The sequence below is a fragment of the Streptomyces durmitorensis genome (assembly GCF_023498005.1).
GTDB lineage: Bacteria > Actinomycetota > Actinomycetes > Streptomycetales > Streptomycetaceae > Streptomyces > Streptomyces durmitorensis.
In genome coordinates this window covers 9,457,965-9,477,287 of sequence record NZ_CP097289.1, presented here as the reverse complement: position 1 = coordinate 9,477,287, position 19,323 = coordinate 9,457,965, and the positions used below count along the sequence as shown (strand labels likewise).

Sequence of the window (19,323 nt, the reverse complement as noted above, 5' to 3'; positions counted from 1 at the left end):
AGCCGTGGACCACACCCCGCCGCTAGGATGAGGGCTGTTTGCCCGCAGGGAGTTGAAAATGCCGAGCCGCCCCGCGGAGGGGACCGCCTCCGACAAGCCTTGGAACCAGACGTTCAGCCACTCGATGTGGCGGGCGAACAACTCCGTACACCGCGCCCTCAACGAGCAACTGCGCTCCCTGAACGTCACGATGACACAGCTCGGCATCGTCATGACCCTCGACCAGCACGGGCCACTGTCCGGGGCGGACCTGGCCCGCGGCCAGAACATCACCCCACAGAGCGTGACCACGGCGCTGGCACACCTGCAGCAGATCGGATGGATCGAGCGACACCCGCACCCCGTACACAAACGAGTAGTACTGGTCGAGCCGACCAAGGCAGGGCTGCTGGGCATGGCCAAGGGGCGACAGCTCGTCGAAACGGTCATCGAGCAGCTCTGCGAAGCAGTCGGCGGGCCCAAGGAGCTGGAACGCCTCACGCTCGGCATGCGCCGCATCGCCGTAGCCCTCGACGGCCCCGACTCCCCCGTAGCCCGCATGTGGCCCGACCCACCCAAGACCGACTGACAACCAAGCCCTACACAGCCAGGCCCCTCACAGCCAGGCCGGCCAAGGCCACTTTCGCGATCACCGGCGACCCCGGCGCCTGAACCGTGCGCCCCCTCCGTACCGAGGAGAGCTCTCCGCCTCCGGTCTCAGCCATTTGGGACATTGACAGGCAACTGATAACTTGACCGGCGAGTTCGATCAGGAGGGCCGTCTCACCATGTCCGCGATATCCACCCCCCACCACCGCGCCGTCGCGCGCCCGGCGCTGACCACCGTGCTGGCGTGTCTCGGTATGTTCGCCGCCTACGTGCCCATCGGCAGCGTCTCGGTGTCCCTGTCGCGTATCCAGCAAGGGCTCGGCGCCTCCACGTCCGACCTGCAGTGGGTCTCCGACGCGTTCATCCTGCCGATGGCCGCGCTGATCCTCACCTTCGGCCTGATCGGCGACCTGTACGGCCGCAAGAAGGCCTACCTCGCGGGCATGCTCCTGTTCGCCGCCGGTTCCGTGACGTCCCTGACCGCGCACAGCGTCGAGCAGGTCTGGGCCGGCCAGGCCATCGCCGGCGCGGGTGCCGCGGCTCTCGCCTCCTCCACCCTTGCCCTGATCAGCCACGCCTACCCGGACTTCCGGGCCCGCGCCAAGGCCATCGCCGCCTGGGCCGCGTCCCTGAGCATCGGCATGGCCCTGGGCCCACTGATCAGCGGCGTCATCCTGGAGCACGCCACCTGGCGCTGGATCTTCCTGCCGGCCGCCGTCATCACCGCCGTCACCGGCCTGGTGGCCGTGCGGATGCTGGAAGACTCCCGCTCCGCGCACGGCCGCGCCATCGACGTACCCGGCCAGATCGCCGCGATCGTCTTCATCATCGGCCTGATCTACGGCGTGATCGAGGGCGGCGGGGTCCACGGCTGGGGCCAGACCAAGGTCGTCGTCGCGTTCGCCGTCGCCGCGCTCGGCCTGATCGCCTTCATCGTCGCCGAACTGCGCTCCCCCTCGCCGATGCTCTCCCTGAAGCTGTTCGCAGTGCGTCCCTTCACCGGCGCCGGTGTCGTCAACGCCATCGTCATGTTCGGGATGATCGGCTCGGTCTTCACCCTCAGCCTCTTCTTCGGCAGCGTCCAGCAGCTCTCCGTCCTCGACATCGCCTGGCGGATGCTGGTCTTCAACGGCGTCTCCATCGTGACCGGACCGCTCGTCGGCCGTCTGATGGGCAAGGTCGCACCCGGCGTACTCCTGTGCGTCGGCCTGCTCGGCACCGGCGGCGCCATGCTGTGGCTGACCGGCCTGCAGACCGACTCCGGGTTCGGCGCGATGGCCGGCCCGCTCGCCCTGTTCGGCCTCGGCATGGGTTTCGTGATGACGCCGATCAGCGCGGTCGCCGTCGGCAGCGTCCCGCACCACCTGGCGGGTATGGCGGGCGCGGGCAACAACACCCTGCGCCAGCTCGGCGGCGCCCTCGGCCCCGCCGTCCTCGGCGCGGTTCTCACCAGCCGGCTCACCTCCGCCCTGCCCGGGCACCTCGCGGACTCCGGACTGCCCGCCGCCGACCAGCAGCGGGTGGGCGAGGCCCTCGCGCAGGGCGGTGTGGGTGCCGCGGGGCACCTCGGGCTGTCCCCCGAGGCAACCGGTCCCGCTCTCGGCGCGATCGGCGCGAGTTTCACCGACGCTGTCCACGTCTGCATGACCATCGGCGCGGTCGGCATGCTGGTGGCCCTGATCGCCACGGCCACCCTGATCGGCTTCCGCCGCCCTCAGCAGGCCCCGTCGGCGACTGCGGCCTCCGCCCAGGAAACGCCGCAGGCCGGCGCTCCGGCAGAGGCCCAGGAAGCGCCCTCTGCTCAGGCCCAGGAGGCGCCCGCCCAGGCCGGCCCCACCCTCCACGGACGCATCCGCACCTCCGCCGACACCTCCCGCTCCACAGTCACCCTGATCTCCCTGACGGGACGTCAACTGGGCCGGACCATGGCCCGCTCCGACGGAGGCTACGAGCTCGCCGCACCCGGCGCCGGTACCTACGTACTGATCGCCGCCGCCGACGGGCACCAGCCGCACGCGGCCACCGTCACCATCGGCGGCCAGCCGCTCGCGTACGACATGCTGCTCTCCGGCCCGCAGGGCCTGAGCGGGGGCGTCAGCGGCGCCGACGGGCTGCCGGTCGGCGCCGCCACGGTGATCGTGACCGATGTGCGCGGCGAGGTGCGCGGCACCGGACAGACCGGCCAGGATGGGGAGTTCGCCTTCGAGGAGCTGCCCGCCGGCGAGTTCACCGTCGCCGTGACAGCGGAGGGGCACCGGCCTGCCGCCGTTCCCGCCACGGTCAGCGACGGCGGAACCGGTCGAGTGGAGATCGCTCTCATCCCGGGCGCCCGGCTCCAGGGCGCGGTGCGCTCCGCCGATCTGCGTCTGGTGCCGGATGCCCGCGTCACGCTGGTCGACGCGGCGGGCAACGTCGCCGCGACGGCCACCACCGGCACGGACGGCGCCTACGCCTTCACGGACCTGGACGCAGGCGAGTACTCCGTCATCGCCAGCGGCTACCCGCCCGTCGCCACCCCGCTCCGCGTGACGGGCCCCGGCACCGACGCCCTCGACATCGAGCTGTCCCACCCGGCGCACTGAGCCGTTCTCGCTCCGCTGTCCGCAACCAAGATCGGGACCATTCCCGCGGGCTCTCCCGTCACCTGACGGGACGACCTCTCTTCAGGACGGGGGCATGCTCCGATCCTTGTCCTATGGACGATGGCGTGAAGTGGCTCGTGCTGAGCACGAGCGGGCTCCTGGTGCTGCTGAACGCGGGTATCGGCATCCTCGCCCTGTGGAGTCACCGTGCCGGGCTGCAGGTGACGGAGCGTCTGATCACCTCGGGCGAGCTGGACGCCTACCACCCGGCATGGCTGACCCGCTGCGGATACCGCAGCACCGGGACATCGGTCTGGTACCGCCGGCTCGTCGCCTCGGAGGTGGCCCTACGGAGCCTGAGCCGGCCCGACACCCCGGAGCGGACCGAGCCGACGCCGCCGGAGCACCCGCTCACTCTGGAGGCGTGGCACTACATTCGCGACGCGCGGGCCGCCGCGATGTCGGTGACGGAGAAGGCGCTCGCCGTACAGCCCGCGCTCAAGACGGCCCGCGCCATCCACGCGCAGCGGCTGACGGGCTACTTGCCACCCCGCCGCACCCGACGCGACGACCACGCCGACCGCGCGCTGTGGGCCGCCGGGCTGATCGCCGCGGGATGGGGCACGCTCAGCACTGCCTCCTGTTGGGACAGAGCATCTCACTACGCGCTCACTGCGAGGTCCTGGCCCGGCAGGAATCTCACAGCTGAGGGGCGGGGTCCGTGTCGCCGTACCTGATCCGCGGCGGCCGGCGGCCGAACCGCGCAAGGGCGGGCCGATCTGGCTCGGTGGATGCGGCGGCCTCTCCTCCTCGGACGACTTCGGCAAGACCTTGACGAAGGTGACCGGCGACGGGGTCTCCGCGCTCGGATTCGACGGCTCCCGGCTGATCGTCGGCGGCCCCCGCCGCGTCGGCCCTCCGGCGGCGTACGCGGGGACCACCGGCCGCTCATCGACAGGCTCGCCGGATCGTCCACTCGCTCCTGCGCCGTGCCCGGTTCACCGCGTTCCGACATCACCACCTCGAGCCAGAGGGGACGCGTCTTCAGCTCGCGCAGTCATTCAGATTCGTCCCTGCGGGCAGGGGATGACGGTCGAGATCCACCACGGCCAGACCGCGCCTGCTGCCCGGCGCGCAGTGCAGTCCCGGCACCATGACCGCAGCCCGGATCGCCTCGTCGAGGAGCACTTCCCGGGCCCCGGAACTAGGCCGAATGTCGGATGCGGCCAACAGCGCGGGCAGTAGCCGCTCCAGATGAACGGCATATCCCTGCGCGGAAGGGTGGAAGGAATCCGTGCACAGCAACGTGTCTTCGTTCTCCACGAGCAGCTGGCTGTCGTACAGGGACACAACCCGTGCCCCGGCCCGCAGCGCCTCGCGGGTCTGGAGCATGGCGAGCCTGCGGCTGCGGTGCCCGGCGAAGCGACGGGTCCAAGGGCGCAGGGACGGCTGATGACGGATCTGCGGGCAGCTGGCCAGCACGACGGACCAGCCCATGTCCCGCAGCCTGACCAACTGCTGAGCCAGCTGCCCGGCCGACGTGGTCATCCGTGTCGGGACCAGCACGTCGTTGCCCCCCACGATCACCACGGCAGTGCCGGGAGCCCCGTCAACGCGGCCGAGCCGCTCGACCTGTTGGCTCAAGTGGGTTGCGGTGGTGCCGAATCGGGCCAGCACGGCCAGGTCGACGGGTCGGTCGGCCGTGGCGGCGAGTTCGGCAGCCATCACACCGCCCACCGCGCGAGAGGGATGCCCCGCGCCGACGGAGAGCGCGAGCGAGTCACCCAGGAGCGCCAGCCTCAGAGGCTCGCCTGAGGGCGGACCGTAGCGCCCTGAGCACTGAGGGATGTCAGCGCGGTCGGGGCGGACCGGAGCGGAGAGGACTGCCTCGGAGTACAACCGGAGCAAGGGCCTCTTCACGCGCCGGACGATGCTGTTGCGCAACCTCCTCATCGCTGGGCCGCCTTCGCGAAGAGATCGGCCTGGCGTTCCGCATCGGCCTGCAACTGCGAGATGAAGAGGGCAAGTTCGTCCCGGAGCGCTTCGGCTGACGTGTCGAGTCCGGTCAGCTCGAAGATGCGCCAGTGCCGGAGCAACGGACCAAGAATCTCGTTCCAGTGCACGCCGAGGTTGTAGATGTCGGCGCGGGCGATGGCGATGGCCTTGCGGCGGAAGCCGGGGATCTGGGCTCCGGGCATCTGAAAGGCCATGGCCTCCCGGCAGATCGCCCGCACCATGGCCGACGGATCGATGGCGAGTGCCGCGTCCACCAGGGAACGGTAGAAGACCATGTGCAGGTTCTCATCAGCTGCGACCCTGGCCAAGAGGCGGTCGGCCACAGGATCGCCGGTGCGGCGACCGGTGTTGCGGTGGGCGACCCGCGTCGCGAGTTCCTGCAGGGCTACGTAGGCAATCGCTTCGTGAAGGGTGCGGTCACCACCGTCGTAGCCTGACTCCATGACAGCCATGCGCTGCCGTTCCAGCTCGTCGGCGTCCACGCTGCGGGTCACCACGAGGTAGTCCCGAATCGCCATGGCGTGACGGCCTTCCTCCGCCGTCCAGCGATGCACCCAGGTGCCCCAGGCGCCTTCCCGGCCGAAGCGCGCGGCGATTTCGTGGTGGTAGCTCGGCAGGTTGTCCTCGGTGAGCAGGTTCACCTCCAGCGCGGCCCGCACCTCGGGAGAGAGCGGCGCCGTGTCCGGATTCCACGCTTCGAGCTCCGCCTCCTCGGTGTCCGCGAAATCCTGGCCACACCCCCAGGGCACATAGCGGTGCGGCATCCATTCCTTGGCCATGCTCAGATGCCGGTTGAGATTCTCCTCGACGATGGGTTCGAGCTCCACCAGCAGGTCGATCGGCATGCAGACTTCTTCCTTGAGTGAGTGAGGGAGGGAGGGGCGAGCGCAGGTGCCTTGCGGGGCGACGACACGTCGCGCCGAGCGGACGCGTCATACCGACCGGAAGGCCAGTGCGACGTTGTGCCCGCCGAAACCCAGCGACGTACTCAGCGCCGCAATGGGCCTGTCGGGCAGGCGGCGGGGCTCGTCGCGTACGACGTCCAGTTCGATGTCCGAGTCCTGGTCGTCCAGGTTGATGCTCGGCGGAGCTGTCCTGTGGTGCAGTGCGAGAGCCGTGAACACAGCCTCGACGGCACCGGCTGCCGCGATCAGGTGTCCGGTCATCGACTTCGTCGCGGAAACCGCGGCATGGTCCAGGGCTGTACCCAGGCCCCTTCTGAGCGCCCGGGACTCAGCGAGGTCACCCGTCGGGGTCGAGGTGGCGTGAGCGTTGATGTGCACCACATCCGCAGGGGACAGGCCTGACCTCTCCACCGAGAGGTCGATCGCCTGGGCCAACTCACCGCCTTCCGGGTGCGGTTGGGCGATGTGATGGCTGTCGGCCGTGGTCGCGGAGCCGGCGATCTCGCAGTAGACGCGGGCGCCACGGGCTCGGGCGTGCTCGGTGGATTCGAGGACGAGAGCTGCTGCCCCCTCCCCCATCACGAAGCCGTCCCTGTTCTTGTCGAAGGGACGTGAGGCCCGCTTCGGGTCGTCGTTCCTGGTCGACAGGGCGCGCATCGCGGCGAAGCCGGCGATGGCCAGGGGCCTGACGATCGCCTCGCTTCCTCCTGCGAGTACGACATCGGCATGGCCGAGGCGGATCAGCTCGGTGGCGCGGGCCACCGACTCGGCACCGGACGCGCAGGCACTGACAACCGCGTGAACTCCGGCCCTTGCTCCTGTCTCCAGGCCCAGGACGGCAGCCGGGCCGTTGGGCATCAGCATGGTTACGGAGAAGGGGCTGATGGAGCGCGCGCCCTTCGCACTCATGGCTTCGTACTGGTCGAGTGTGGTGCCGAGGCCGCCCATGCCACAGCCGAACACCGTGGCAACACGCCGTGGATCGAGGCCGCAGCCGCCGCCGGCCGCGCCCTTGTACCCGGCGTCCTCCCAGGCCTCACGCCCAGCGATCAGCGCCAACTGCCCGCTGCGATCAAGATGGCGGCACTCGGGGCGGGAGAGCATCTGGCCGGTGTCGGCACGTACGCGTGCGGCGATGCGTACCGGCAGTTCATCGGCCCAGCTCTCGTCGATCTCGCCGACCCCGCTGATGCCACCAAGCGCAGCGGCCCACGTCTTGGCGACGCCGCTTCCGATCGGGGTGAGCGCGCCCAAGCCAGTGACCGCGACGTCTGATGCCGCGCGGGCCGAACATTGCCGTACAGAATCAGATCTGAGCATCAGGCAGCATCCTCATCGATCGTCGGAGCCTCAGAGCGACCCGGCCGTCTCCCAAAGGGGCGAAGTGGGCGTTGAGCGTGTTCGCGTGCTCGGCTGTGTCGGAGGCCGGAAAGTTCAGTTCCCCCGGCCCCGGGCTCTCCCGTTCCGGTGCTGTGCCCCCCGCCGCGGCCAGGACGGCGGGCAGCAAGCGGGCCGCGGCCCTTGCGTAGGCATCCGGCGACGGGTGGAATCCGTCTGCCGCATGCGCCGCGGACGGATCCTCGTGACACAGCGGTTCCGAGAGCGAAGCGACCCGGGCGCCTTCGGCGAGCGCGACCGTTGTCTGCAGTCGGGCAAGGCGTCGGGCCCTTCGGCGCACCAGGGAGCGAACCGGGCGGTGCAGTCCGTTCCCCCACCCCAGGTCGGGGCAGGCCGCCACCACAACGGAGCAATGCTCGGTCCGCATCAAGCGGATCTGACAAGCGAGGCGCCGGGCACGGCGGTGGAGTCGAACCGGGAGCAGCACGTCGTTGGCACACGCCATGACCACCACGACGTCCGGTTCAGCCCAGACGGCCGTTTCCGCTTGGCTCTGCATGGAGGTGGCGGTGGCTCCGCGCTCCGCCTCGACCCGTACGTCGACCGGTCTGCCGAGTTCGTCGGCGAGGGCGGCGGCCAACAGCGCGGCGGGGACCTGGTCAGGTCGGTCGGCGCCACAACCCAAGCTGGTCGAGTCGCCGATCAGCATGAGGCTGACGGGTGTTCCCCGCCCCTCGCCATACCGGCCGCAGACCGTGAACTCGGGGAGATTCACGCTCCGGTACTGGGCTCGCCCCAGACAGGCCGAGTAGCAACGAGCCATGAGCCTGCGAGTTCTCGCGATCGGGGCCAACTGGGCTGCTGGGGTGGACGACTTGTGCATGTGTTCCTCCTCAGGCCGGCGAGACAGCTGTCCAGAATGCCGATGTCATACAGAGGCGGAAAGCACACCCACATGCGGCCCGCCCTCAGGCACCGCGGATTGCATGGCGGCCCCCTTCATGCCGCGCACCAAGTACTCAGTGGTGACCCGAGGGGCCCGTACACGCACTCCGAGTGAGTCGAGGGCACCGGTGTCGAAGGACAGGCGTTGCCTCAGGTAGGGCAGGACCGCGTCCAATCCTTGCGGAATGCCCCGCACGTCCACAGGGAGATGAGCACTCCCGGTCGGCCGGAGCAACAACCGCAGGGGGAAGAGGTGCTCGAACGCCGCGGTGATGCGGCTGATCGGCGTATCCCGGGGATGCACGACGTGCATCAGCTGCGGCCCCGGTTCGTGCGCCCGCTCCGTCACCTGCGCCATGGTTCGCGCGGCGGCCACGACCGGCAGAAGGTTCAACCGCGCCTCGGGGTCGCCCGGCACGCCCAGCGAGAGGGAGAGGCGCTCGCCCCCTTCCGCCGTCGAGAGCAGCCGACCGGCCACCGCAGCGATCTGAGCGAGCCCGTGGCGAGGGAGTTCAGGCTGGTCGGCCATGTCGGTGACGAGCAGGCCCGTTCGATGCACTACGGCACGAGCGCCGGTGTCGGCCGCGTAACTGTGTACATACCGATCGGCGTCGGCGTGGGCCCTCTCGTGCCGATTGCGGCAGTTCCCCGACGTGCGTGCGGCTCCGGATTCCCGGACCGTGCCCGGGGGCTGTGCTCCGTGTGCGAACACGGTGCTCACCTGATGGAACACAGTGGGGCGCTCCCCCGACGCCGCGAGCGGAAGCAGCGCGTGAGCCCCCTTCGCAGGAACTCCACCCGCGAAGTCGCACCCCTGATGGAAGTCCGGGCTGGCCGGGCAGTGCCACACCACGTCGAACCGATCCGCGAGCGCTTCGTAGGCTCCGCGCCCCATCCCGAGGTGAGGTGCTTGCGGATCGACGTACACCGCATCCAGCTGGTCACTCATGTCCAGAACGGACTGCGGCGGATAGCCGAGAAGCGCCAGCCTGCCGAGAAGGCGCCTACGCACCACAGCGGGGTCGCGGGTGGCGAGCAGCGTGAGCCGGTGTCCCCTGCTCAGGAGCTCCGAGGCAAGCCGGGGTCCAAGAAAGCTGGCCCCGCCGGCGAGTGCGATCTCCATGTTCGTCATCCCTCTCTCCCTCGCACAAAGGCTCTTCAGTCCGACCGTCGGTCTCGACTGCTCTGTCTCCCTTTCTATCGATTACTTCAGGCACGAGGACGACACCGAATCAGCCTTTGGCCTGTTGAAATTGTTGAATGCACGAACTCCATCCGGAGTTCTCACGCTCTGTCGCGGCCGACCGGGATGTGTGCCGGATTCCCCCTAAGAAGCAAGAGGGATGTGAATGAGGTTCGGCTCGGGTGCGGCGATGGACTCGGTCAGGAGTGTCTTCAACTGGTCAGCGGACCGCGCCTGCCGGGCTTTCACGCCGTAGGCACTGGCCAGTCCCATGATGTCGACACCGGGGAGATCCAGACCCGGCAGAGGCCCTGTCCCGAGGGTGCGTCCCCAGTTCTTGAGAATGCCGTACTCGCTGTTGTCCAGTACGAGGACCGTCAAGGGGACTCGGTACTGTGCCGCCGTCCAGAGAGCCTGCAGCGTGTATTGAATGGACCCGTCGCCGATCACGGCGACCACCGGGCGCCCCGGCTTGGCCAGTTGAATGCCAACACCGCCGGCCAGGCCGAAGCCCAGACCTCCCGCTCCCGTGAAGTAGTAGCTGCCCGGCCGCGAGAACGCTGCCGACTGCCAGTAGGCGGGCAGCTGTTGAGCCGCCTCATTGACCACGATCCCCTCATCGGGCAGCACCTTGGCGAGTTCGGTGAAGATCTCGACGTCCCGCAGGGTCCCGTCAGTCGCGGGGGCAGCCTCTTCGTCCGTCCGAACCGACGGCATCCGAGGTGCGAGACGGTCCCGCCGGCGGACCTTGCTTCCCGCCAGCGACCGGCAGAGTGCCTCGGCGGCGGCGACCGGTGAGCCGAGCCAAGAGGTCCCGGTGACAGCACGGGCGGCTTCCTCGGGATCTGATGTGACGTGCACCACCCTTGTTCCCGGCGCAGCGGCGGGCCCTCCCGTCCACTGGTAGTACGTGAAGACGGGAGCTCCCAGCGCCAGCACCAAGTCATGGCCCTCCAGAGCCTCCGCGACGCCGTCCGCCGATGACGGCAGCGGTCCGCGGGCCGCGATGTGCGCGCTGGGGAAACCCGCCCGTGGTCCGAAGGCGGGCAGCCACACCGGAGCGTCCAGCCGCTCGGCCAGAGCCACTGTCGCGGCATAGCCCGCCTCGGTGTCCAGTTCCGGACCGGCGATCAGAGCGGGCGCACGGGCCTGCGTGAGCTGCGCGGCCAGCACGTCGAGCGCTCCGGGGGCAGGCACGGAGTCGCTTGTGCGCGACCTGTGGGAGGTTCCCCCCGCCGGTGCATCGACATGCTGCTCCCAGTCGTCCATGGGCACCGAGACGCACACGGGCCCGGCCGGCGCCTGGCCGGCGCGCAGGATGGCCTGGCCGAGCACCGCCGGAGTGTCCTCTGCGCGGGCCGGCTCCGCCGTGTGCTTGGCCGCCCCCTGTGCCAGAGCCATCGGGTGACGGTTGACGAGCAGGGACGGTGTGGGCAGAGCAGCCCTGACCTGCTGCCCGGCGAGGGCCACCACAGGACTACGGGCACCGGCAGCATTGACCAGGGATCCCATCGCATTACCGAGACCAGTGGACGTGTGCAGGTTCACCACGGTGGGCTTTCCCGTCGCCTGGGCGTATCCGTCGGCCATGGCCGTGGCTGTCGCCTCGTTCAGGGCCAGTACGTAGGTGAAGTCCTCCGGCAGCTCTGCGAGGAAAGGCAATTCGGTGCTTCCGGGATTGCCGAAGATGACGCGCATGTCGTGATGCCTCAGAAGTTCCTGAGTGCGCTGCCTGACCGTGCTCATGGTTACCTTCTTCACTGGGGAGTTGTGCGGGAACGGGGGTCAGCCGTGCAGCGCGGACGCCATGCGCTGTTCGGCCATCTCGTCGGCCACGGCGCTGGGGGCGGTGCCAGTTGACTCGGCGGTGGCGAGGATCGATATCGTGGTGTCGTAGATCCCCTTCGCCCGTTCGCGCGCAGATCCGGCGGAGAACGCGGCGGAGGGCCTTTGGCCCTCCTGTGCCACGTGGATGACTCCGCCCGCATTCACCACGTAGTCCGGCGCGTAGAGAATGCCCCGCTGGCGCAGCCGCTCCTCGGCCCCCTCGTAACCGAGTTGGTTGTTGGCGGCTCCGCAGACGATGGCGGCCCTGAGCCTGTTCACGGTGACCTGGTCAAGTACTCCGCCCAGCGCGCAGGGAGCGAAGACGTCCAGTTCGGCGTCGAGAAGCGCCTGTGGGGAGACGGTGTGAACCTGGGGGTGCCTGGCACGGATGTGGATGAGCGCGCTGGGCCGTGTGTCGGCGGCCAGGACGGACGCTCCTTCCTGGATCAGCAGGTCCACCAGGTGTTGCCCCACCTTCCCCACGCCGCACACCCCTACGCGCCGTCCGCGCAGCTCGGGATCGCCCCAGCGGACAGCAGCGCTGGCCCGCATGCCCTGCAGCACGCCGTAGGCCGTGAGCGCAGACGGGTCGCCCCTGCCCCCGCAGTCAGGAGAGCGCCCGACGACGTGTCGCGTCTTCTCGCCGACCACGTCCATGTCCGCTGATTCCGTGCCGACGTCGCAGGCGGTGACGTAGCTGCCTCGCAATGATTCGACGAAACGCCCGTAGGCGAGCAGGAGCCCTCGGGACTTGCGCCGCGACGGGTCGCCGATGATGACCGCTTTGCCGCCCCCGTAGGGCAATCCGGCGAGAGCGTTCTTGTAGGACATGGCGCGGGAGAGGTTCAAGGAGTCCATGACAGCGTCGGCGGCGCTGCCGTAGGCCTTGAAGCGTGTGCCGCCGAGTGCAGGGCCGAGCGCCGTGGAGTGAATGGAGACGATGGCCTTGAGTCCGGTGGCACGGTCCTGGCACAGCAGGACCTGTTCATGAGTGCCTTCACCCGCTCCGCCTGCTCCCTTGGCGAAGACCCCTCCTGCGAGGTCGAGCACCTGGGACTGCGGGGGTACTCCTGACTCACTCGCGGGTGATTCGGCGATGGAACGACGCATGTCGGATTTCCCCTTCTTCTGGGATCTTGGAATTGGCAGGCCGCCTCTTGAAGTGCAGCCCGGATGGAACGCGCACTGACAATTCGCATGACGTGTCGCGTGCGCCGTCCTTCAACAGTTCCCGCAACCGGCGCTCCAACTGCCGTCCATCACCGACGGGTTGTTGAGCACGTTGAACCGGACAACGCACCAGTTGCCCCTCGGCGTGACCCGCCCCACGCGACGGCACCGCGACTGCGTTCTTGGTCCGACTATCCGTTTAGTGTTGAATTCCGCGTGAATCAGTTCCGCTCGGCGCACTCTGGGAATTCGCTGGGAATGAACGATCAGCACGCATACCGCCGCAATCCAAACCTGCTTCTGGAATGGGGAGGTGACGCCCGGAGCGACGAATGGGCCCCGGCCCTCCTCGATGCCCGCCGTGGCCTCACACACTCCTGGCCGTGTCCCCCGGACGGCGTGAACCTCCGGTTGCAGGTGCTGGCCCGGCTCGGCCGCCCCGGCACCGCCGAGACGCTCCGCGCACACTGGCCGGAGGCGCCCCCGCTCTCGTATCTACGAGACGTGCTGGCCGAGTTGGCGGATGCGGGGACCATCGAACCGTGTGTCGATCCGTGTCCCCCGCAGGATCTACCGCGAAGCGGCCTCGGCTCCTGCTCCCCGCACCAGCTGGCGGCCCATCACGAGGCGTGCATGGTCCCACCGGACATCGGCGCCCTGCCCGGCCCGTCGCCCCCTGCGAGGCTCTGCCATGCCGAGGCCACCGCGGTCACGGCCCTGCCCCCTGGGACCTGCAAGTGAGCAGCTGTCAGCGGTAGTGGAGAAGCGCCGCAGTGTGCGGTCCTTCCACGAGCGCCCGGTTCCCTTGCTGCTGCTCGCGGCACTGCTCGGCCGGGCTGCCCGAGTGCGCGGATTCCTGCCCCCGCTCGAGCATCAGCAGACCCAGCGCCCGTCCCCCTCCGGCGGCGGACGGCACAGCCTGGAGATCTACGTGCTGGCGAGAGCCGTCGACGGGCTGCCCGCCGGGGCACACCACTACGACCCCTTTGACCACGCCTTGGAACATCTCGCCCCCTGGGACGCGCGTCTCGATGAACTGACGGACCGGCTGATCACCCGCCCCGGGCGGATGGACCGGACTGCGCCCGTCAGCTTCTACCTCACCTCGTACACAGCTCGTACATCGTGGAAGTACGGCCGCATGGCGCTCAGTCTCATTTACCGGGACGCGGGATGCCTGATGCAGACGCTGTGCCTGACCGCGACGGATCTCGGCCTCGCCGCCTGCCCCATCGGGGCCATCGACGCGCCCGTGACCGCTCCCTTCCTGCGGGACACCGACGAGGAGCTGATGCATGTGGGCGGGTTCGCGCTGGGACTGCCGGCCGGGGGCCGACCGCCCGCCGATCTCCTGACACCCGCCCGAGGAGGAAGCCATCAGCACACGCAGCCTCATTGACCGGCACCGGACATCCCTGCCGCCGTGGTCCCCGTTGTCCTACCGCGAACCCCTGGAGATCGTCTCCGGGCACGGGCGCACCGTACGCGGCGGAGACGGGCGCGACTATCTGGACTTCTACTCCGGGGTGGCCGCGAACCTGCTCGGGTACGACGTTCCACAGGTGCGCGAGGCCGTGGAACGGCAGTTGAGCACGGGTGTCCTGCACACATCGACCTTCTACCTCATCCGTTCCCAGGTGGAGCTGGCCGAGCGCATCGCTGATGTCTCAGGGATCGACGACCCCGTGGCGTTCTTCACCTGCTCGGGCACCGAAGCCGTGGAGACCGCGCTCCTGCTGGCCACGGAGTACCAGCGCAGCCGGCACGTCATCGCCCTGCGGCACAGCTACCACGGCCGTTCGTTCGGTGCGGTGGCGGTGAGCGGCGACAAGCGGTGGCAGGGGACAGGACTCTCCCCCGTGTGCGTGGACCACGTACCTGCCGGGCCGGAACAAGGAGACGGCGGTCACGGCCAGGTCGACGGGTACGCGCTGGAGCTGGAGGATCTGATCGACGCGGCGCCCGGGCGCCGGATCGCCGCTCTGATCGCGGAGCCCGTCCAGGGAGTGGCCGGTGCCGTACCGCTCGCCGACGGGCAACTGGCCGCATACGCGCGAGTGGTGCACGACCGGGACTCGCTCCTGATCTGCGACGAGGTGCAGACCGGCTGGGGGCGCACCGGTCGATTCTGGGGCCACCAGTGGGACGAGGACGTCCGTCCGGATCTGCTGGTCTTCGCCAAGGGCGTCGCGGGCGGACTGCCCCTGGGTGGTGTCGTCGGGCGGCGCGCGGTGATGTCGTGCCTGCCCATGCCGTCGATCTCCACGTTCGGCGGCAATCCCCTGTCCACGGCCGCCGCCGTCGCGACCCTCGACTTCATCGTCGAGCGTGACCTTCCGCGACGGGCCGGCCAGGCGGGGCGCGCGTTGGGCGCGCTCCTGGAAGAAGGGCTCGCCGGGCTCGCGAGCGTGCGACGGGTGCAGGGGCGCGGCCTGCTGCTCGGAGTGGCGTTCCAGGACCCGGCTTCCGGTGCGCCCTGCGCCGAGGTGGCCACCGCCGTCCACGAGGAGTGCCGGGCCCGGGGACTCCTGGTGGGGCTCGGCGGAAGCGCCGGGCATTGCGTGCGCGTCATGCCGCCACTGACCTTGACCGATGAGGAAGTACGCCGGGGCGCCGCCCTGCTCGTGGACGCGGCCCGCGGCGTGGACCGATGCTGGAGCGACTCATGACCGAGATGAACACATCAAACCCCTTTCCCCTCACCGATGTTCAGCGCGCCTACCTGATGGGGCGCCAGGCCGGACAGCCCCTCGGGGGAACCGGATGCCATATGACGTTCGAGTTCGACCACGGCCGCGCGCCCGACCCGGAACGTCTCGACGAGGCCTTCCGTCGGCTCCAGATGCGCCATGTCTCACTGCGGACCTCCTTCGCCGGACTAGACCACGGGGTGCCGCTCGACCAGCCGCCGGGGCGCCTCGCCGTCCATGACCTGAGGCAGGTGCGCTCCGGTGCCGTGGACGCCGAACTCGGCCGCATCCGCGAGGAGATGGCAGGACAGCTCCTCGACGTGGCGGCCGGCCGATTGATGGATCTGCGGCTCACCCTGCTCCCCGGCGGAGGGGCGCGCCTGCACGTGGACATCGACCTGCTGGCCGCCGACCCGCCCGCCATCAGGGTCGTGCTGGATGACCTGGTGGCCTTGTACGACGGTGACCTCCATTCCCCGGCAGGCGACTTCGCGCAGTACCAGCGCGAGCAGAAAGCCCGTGCCCCACTCAGTGGACAGGGCGGTCATGCCGATCGTCATGAGTCGTCCACGGCTCCCCGGCTGCCCTACGCCGTGGAGCCGGACGAGCTGCCGGTGGTCCCCCGCTTCGCCCGGCGCGAAGTGGTGGTACGGGGTCCGGCATGGCAGCGGATCAAGGACAGGGCACGTGCGGCCGGCGTGCGGGCCGATTCGGTACCCTTCGCCGCATTCGTCGCCACCTTGCAGCGGTGGAGCGAGGAGCAGGACTCCGATTTCGTACTGAATCTGCCGGTGTTCGGCCGGCCGGGTGATGCCCCTCACCACACGTGCACCGTCGGCGACTTCAGCAAGCTGCTGGCCGTGACGGCGCCCGCCGCGCGGTCAGGACACCTGGGCGATCTGGCTCGCTGGGCCGACGGGGCGCGTCGCACGGACGCGCCCACCGTGACCCGGTTGCGGGAGGCGGCGCGAAGCCGGGGGGAGACAGCCCCTGCGCTCGGCGTCGTGTACACCGCGCTCGCGCGCAGTTGGGTCTCCTCACGTTTCACGGACAGGTTCGGCGCCCCCGCCTGGATGCTGTCCCACACTCCGCAGGTGTGGCTCGACTGCCTCACGTACCCGGCCTCGGATGCCGCCGACGACGGCATCGTGATGGCCTGGGACGCCGTCGAGGAGGTATTCCTGCCCGGGACGCTCGACGGCATGACCGAGTACTGCGGCACCGTGCTCGACGCCTTCGCGGACGCGGACTGGGACGTCTCGGTACCGGAACAGCTGCCCGCCCGTCAGGTGGCCACCCGCCGCCGGGTCAACGACACCCGGGGGCCGGAGAGCGGGCTGCTCCTGCACGAGCGCTTCTTCCAGCTGGCCGCGGAGCGACCCGAGCGGGCGGCCCTGCACCACGGAGACAACACGCTCACCCGCGGTGAACTGGCCGAGCGGGCACTCCGGTTGGCTTCGCACCTGCGTCAGCTCGGGCTGCGCGACGGCGAGCCGGTCGGGATCAGCCTGACGTCCGGCGAGGCCCAGGTCGTGTCGGTGCTCGGCGTTCTCGCGGCGGGCGGAGCCTATGTGCCGGTGGGCCCTGACCAGCCCGAGGAACGCCGGGAGCAGGTCCTGCGGGTGGCCGACGCGCGATTCGTGATCGGTGAGGAGCGGCAAGCCGGCGCCGCCGACGCCCGACCGGCCGGCGCTCCCGCTCAAGTCCCCTTCGACGTGGCCCTGGACCCTGGCCTCGCTCCCTTGGCCCGGCCCGTACGGACTGCGCCCGGGGCGCCCGCGTACGTGATCTTCACGTCCGGCTCCACCGGTACGCCCAAGGGCGTGGAGGTCAGCCACCGGTCCGCCGTCAACTCCCTGGAGGACCTCAACCGCCGCTGGGGCGTGGGCCCCGACGACTGTTGTCTGTCGGTCTCGGCCCTCGACTTCGATCTCTCCGTCTACGAGATCTTCGGCCCGTTGATGGCAGGCGGCCGCGTCGTCATGCCGCGCGGCGACCAGCGCCGCGACCCCGAAGCGTGGCTCCGTCTGATGCGCGAGCACCACGTGACCGTCTGGGACTCGGTGCCGGTCCTCCTCGACATGCTGGTGACCGCCGGGGAGCTCGGCGGCGCCCCCAGCACCCTGCGTGTCGCGTTCACCGGTGGTGACTGGATCGGCACCGATCTGCCCGGCCGCCTGCATCGCCTGGTGCCGGAATGCCGGTTCGTCGCCTGCGGCGGAGCCACCGAAGGAGCCGTGTACTCGAACTTCCACGAGGTGACGGAAGTGGACCCCGACTGGCCGTCGGTGCCCTACGGCACCCCCCTGCGCAACCAGTGCTACCGCGCGGTGGACGCGCACGGCCGCGACTGCCCCGACTGGGTGTCCGGTGAACTGTGGATCGGCGGCACCGGTGTCGCGCTGGGATACCGCGGCGACCCGGACCGCACGGCCGAGCGTTTCGTCGAGTACGACGGGATGCGCTGGTACCGAACGGGGGATCTTGGCCGGTACCGTCCCGATGGAGTCCTGGAGTTCCTGGGCCGCTCGGACCACCAGATCAAGCTCAATGGATATCGCATCGAGCTGGGTGAGATCGAGGGCGTCCTGGGCAGCCACCCAGATGTCGCCAGGGCGGTGGCGGTGCTGGTCGGGGAGGGGTCCGGGCGCCGGATCGTCTCCTATCTGATGCCCAGCGGAGACAGTCTGGACCTCGCCGCCGTACGCGATCACGCCGGACGCCGGCTGCCTGGGTACGCCCAGCCCGACACGTGCCTGCTGGTACCCGAACTGCCCCTGAGCGGCAACGGAAAGATCGACCGCAAGCAGCTCATCGGCTGGGCGGCGCCGCTGCGTGAGCCCACACCACAGGAACCTCCGCTGCCCGGTACGGAGAGGGCGCTGGCCCACGAGTGGGCCGCACTGCTCGGTCGCGCCCCCGCGTCCCGCCACGACAACTTCTTCGACCTCGGCGCGGACAGCCTGCTGGCCATGCGGCTGTCCCTCGCGGTGACCGAACGGTTCGGCACGAAGGTGCCGCTGCGCCGTCTCCAGTCCGCGGCCACCCTGGTCGGCATGGCCCGCGCGATCGACGACGCACCGGACACCGGACTCAAGGAGACGTCGTGACAGGGCCTGTGTCCCCCGCACGCCGCTGGCTGCGCCCCTTGAACTCCCCTGCCCATGCGGAAGTCCGGCTGATCTGCTTCCCGCATGCGGGGGCGGGTGCCAGCGTCTACCGCCGGTGGCTGCCCCATGTACCTCGCGACCATGAACTGTGGGCCGTGCAGTATCCCGGGCGCGAGGACCGGGTGGCCGAGCCCTCGCCGCCCGATCTGTCGAGCCTGGCCCGGCACGTGGCTTTCGCGCTCCAATGGACGGCCGACAAGCCCTATGTGCTCTTCGGCCACAGCATGGGAGCCGTCCTCGCCCATGAGACCTGCCGGCACGTCGCCCTGCTCGGACTGCCCGCCCCTCGCCGCCTTGTGGTCTCGGGCAGTGCACCGCCTGCCTCGGCGGGTGCGGCCTGCCGCGCCGAGGCGGGCACGCCTCCCGAGTGGCTCGACGAACGTGCGGCGCCCGGCGCCGAGACGACGACACTTGCCACCCAGGCGCTGGATGCGGACATCGATCTCCTGAGCCGCCATCGCCCCACCGAGGCACCCGCGTTGGACGTGCCCCTCGTGACGCTGCGGGGCGCCGACGACCCCAGCGTCCCGCCGGATGCCGCGGACGGCTGGCAGGCGCTCACCACCGGGAAGGCCGAGAGCGTGCTTCTTGAGGGCGGCCACTTCACCTGCTTCACCCACCCCGGGGCGACCGTGCGGCACGTGGTGCAGGCGGTCGAGGACCTGTGACGACTCCCTGTCGTCCTTGCGTACCACCGCCCAACGGAGTGATTCGGTGGTGGGACATCGCTGATGTGACCACCCACAGGGCAGGCATATGCCGCATGAATGATCCATTCGCTCACTCCCCGTTGTACGGCACCCGCCCCTGTACGCGCACCCCTGACCCCCCGTCCCACACGCGACAGGGCACGGCACACAATCCGACGACGACGGTCCCGACCGCACCTGAAGAAGGCCCTCTAATTCC

14 protein-coding genes are annotated in these 19,323 nt (G+C 69.8%); 7 read left to right on the top strand and 7 right to left on the bottom strand.

The genetic code is table 11. The features are described from left to right. Positions 1-58 precede the first annotated feature (58 nt). The 3 genes from M4V62_RS41960 to M4V62_RS41950 all read left to right on the top strand — a co-directional run bounded on the left by M4V62_RS41960 (position 59) and on the right by M4V62_RS41950 (position 3,907). Positions 59-568, top strand: a complete 510-nt coding sequence (locus tag M4V62_RS41960) for a MarR family winged helix-turn-helix transcriptional regulator (protein ID WP_249592452.1) — start codon at positions 59-61, stop codon at positions 566-568. A gap of 199 nt (positions 569-767) precedes the next feature. Further along, on the top strand, positions 768-3,170 hold the full coding sequence (locus M4V62_RS41955) for an MFS transporter (RefSeq protein WP_249592451.1): 2,403 nt from the start codon (positions 768-770) through the stop codon (positions 3,168-3,170). Between the two features lie 113 nt (positions 3,171-3,283). Continuing rightward, positions 3,284-3,907 carry a hypothetical protein gene (locus M4V62_RS41950; RefSeq protein ID WP_249592450.1) on the top strand — a complete coding sequence of 208 codons (624 nt, stop codon included), beginning with the start codon at positions 3,284-3,286 and terminating at the stop codon, positions 3,905-3,907. Between the two features lie 307 nt (positions 3,908-4,214). On the opposite strand, the gene M4V62_RS41945 is transcribed toward M4V62_RS41950, so the two are convergent. The 7 genes from M4V62_RS41945 to M4V62_RS41915 all read right to left on the bottom strand — a co-directional run bounded on the left by M4V62_RS41945 (position 4,215) and on the right by M4V62_RS41915 (position 12,494). After that, the gene (locus M4V62_RS41945) at positions 4,215-5,123 is read right to left on the bottom strand and encodes an SGNH/GDSL hydrolase family protein (RefSeq protein ID WP_249592449.1); all 909 of its coding nucleotides are present in this window, start codon (positions 5,121-5,123) and stop codon (positions 4,215-4,217) included. Then, positions 5,120-6,031 carry an acyl-ACP desaturase gene (locus tag M4V62_RS41940; protein ID WP_249592448.1) on the bottom strand — a complete coding sequence of 304 codons (912 nt, stop codon included), beginning with the start codon at positions 6,029-6,031 and terminating at the stop codon, positions 5,120-5,122. The genes M4V62_RS41945 and M4V62_RS41940 overlap by 4 nt, the downstream gene beginning before the upstream one ends. Before the next feature lie 87 nt (positions 6,032-6,118). Next, on the bottom strand, positions 6,119-7,411 hold the full coding sequence (locus M4V62_RS41935; protein WP_249592447.1) for a beta-ketoacyl-[acyl-carrier-protein] synthase family protein: 1,293 nt from the start codon (positions 7,409-7,411) through the stop codon (positions 6,119-6,121). Then, the gene (locus M4V62_RS41930) at positions 7,398-8,204 is read right to left on the bottom strand and encodes a GDSL-type esterase/lipase family protein (protein WP_249592446.1); all 807 of its coding nucleotides are present in this window, start codon (positions 8,202-8,204) and stop codon (positions 7,398-7,400) included. The genes M4V62_RS41935 and M4V62_RS41930 overlap by 14 nt, the downstream gene beginning before the upstream one ends. A 153-nt stretch (positions 8,205-8,357) precedes the next feature. Beyond that, entirely contained in the window at positions 8,358-9,506 is a 1,149-nt protein-coding gene (locus tag M4V62_RS41925; protein WP_249592445.1) for an SDR family oxidoreductase, read from the bottom strand. A 195-nt stretch (positions 9,507-9,701) separates the two neighbouring features. Next, on the bottom strand, positions 9,702-11,303 hold the full coding sequence (mdlC, locus tag M4V62_RS41920; protein ID WP_249592444.1) for a benzoylformate decarboxylase: 1,602 nt from the start codon (positions 11,301-11,303) through the stop codon (positions 9,702-9,704). Between the two features lie 39 nt (positions 11,304-11,342). Further along, complete coding sequence (locus tag M4V62_RS41915) at positions 11,343-12,494, bottom strand: Glu/Leu/Phe/Val family dehydrogenase (RefSeq protein WP_249592443.1); 1,152 nt, start codon at positions 12,492-12,494, stop codon at positions 11,343-11,345. 835 nt (positions 12,495-13,329) lie between these two features. Here M4V62_RS41915 and M4V62_RS41910 point away from each other — a divergent pair. The 4 genes from M4V62_RS41910 to M4V62_RS41895 are packed head-to-tail and all read left to right on the top strand — an operon-like array spanning position 13,330 to position 19,082. Continuing rightward, on the top strand, positions 13,330-13,953 hold the full coding sequence (locus tag M4V62_RS41910; protein WP_249592442.1) for a SagB family peptide dehydrogenase: 624 nt from the start codon (positions 13,330-13,332) through the stop codon (positions 13,951-13,953). Between the two features lie 34 nt (positions 13,954-13,987). Further along, on the top strand, positions 13,988-15,223 hold the full coding sequence (locus M4V62_RS41905; RefSeq protein ID WP_249592441.1) for an aspartate aminotransferase family protein: 1,236 nt from the start codon (positions 13,988-13,990) through the stop codon (positions 15,221-15,223). Beyond that, positions 15,220-18,354 (top strand): non-ribosomal peptide synthetase, encoded by a 3,135-nt coding sequence (locus M4V62_RS41900; RefSeq protein WP_249592440.1) that lies wholly within the window; start codon positions 15,220-15,222, stop codon positions 18,352-18,354. Before M4V62_RS41905 ends, M4V62_RS41900 begins: the two co-directional genes overlap by 4 nt. After that, positions 18,351-19,082 (top strand): thioesterase II family protein, encoded by a 732-nt coding sequence (locus M4V62_RS41895; protein ID WP_249592439.1) that lies wholly within the window; start codon positions 18,351-18,353, stop codon positions 19,080-19,082. The genes M4V62_RS41900 and M4V62_RS41895 overlap by 4 nt, the downstream gene beginning before the upstream one ends. Positions 19,083-19,323: the final 241 nt, after the last annotated feature.

Excerpts from the sequence above, each read along its gene's own strand:
- M4V62_RS41960 (WP_249592452.1), top strand. The coding sequence starts at position 59 with ATGCCGAGCCGCCCCGCGGAGGGGACCGCCTCCGACAAGCCTTGGAAC.
- M4V62_RS41955 (WP_249592451.1), top strand. The coding sequence starts at position 768 with ATGTCCGCGATATCCACCCCCCACCACCGCGCCGTCGCGCGCCCGGCG.
- M4V62_RS41950 (WP_249592450.1), top strand. The coding sequence starts at position 3,284 with ATGGACGATGGCGTGAAGTGGCTCGTGCTGAGCACGAGCGGGCTCCTG.
- M4V62_RS41945 (WP_249592449.1), bottom strand. The coding sequence starts at position 5,123 with ATGAGGAGGTTGCGCAACAGCATCGTCCGGCGCGTGAAGAGGCCCTTG.
- M4V62_RS41940 (WP_249592448.1), bottom strand. The coding sequence starts at position 6,031 with ATGCCGATCGACCTGCTGGTGGAGCTCGAACCCATCGTCGAGGAGAAT.
- M4V62_RS41935 (WP_249592447.1), bottom strand. The coding sequence starts at position 7,411 with ATGCTCAGATCTGATTCTGTACGGCAATGTTCGGCCCGCGCGGCATCA.
- M4V62_RS41925 (WP_249592445.1), bottom strand. The coding sequence starts at position 9,506 with ATGACGAACATGGAGATCGCACTCGCCGGCGGGGCCAGCTTTCTTGGA.
- mdlC (WP_249592444.1), bottom strand. The coding sequence starts at position 11,303 with ATGAGCACGGTCAGGCAGCGCACTCAGGAACTTCTGAGGCATCACGAC.
- M4V62_RS41915 (WP_249592443.1), bottom strand. The coding sequence starts at position 12,494 with ATGCGTCGTTCCATCGCCGAATCACCCGCGAGTGAGTCAGGAGTACCC.
- M4V62_RS41900 (WP_249592440.1), top strand. The coding sequence starts at position 15,220 with ATGACCGAGATGAACACATCAAACCCCTTTCCCCTCACCGATGTTCAG.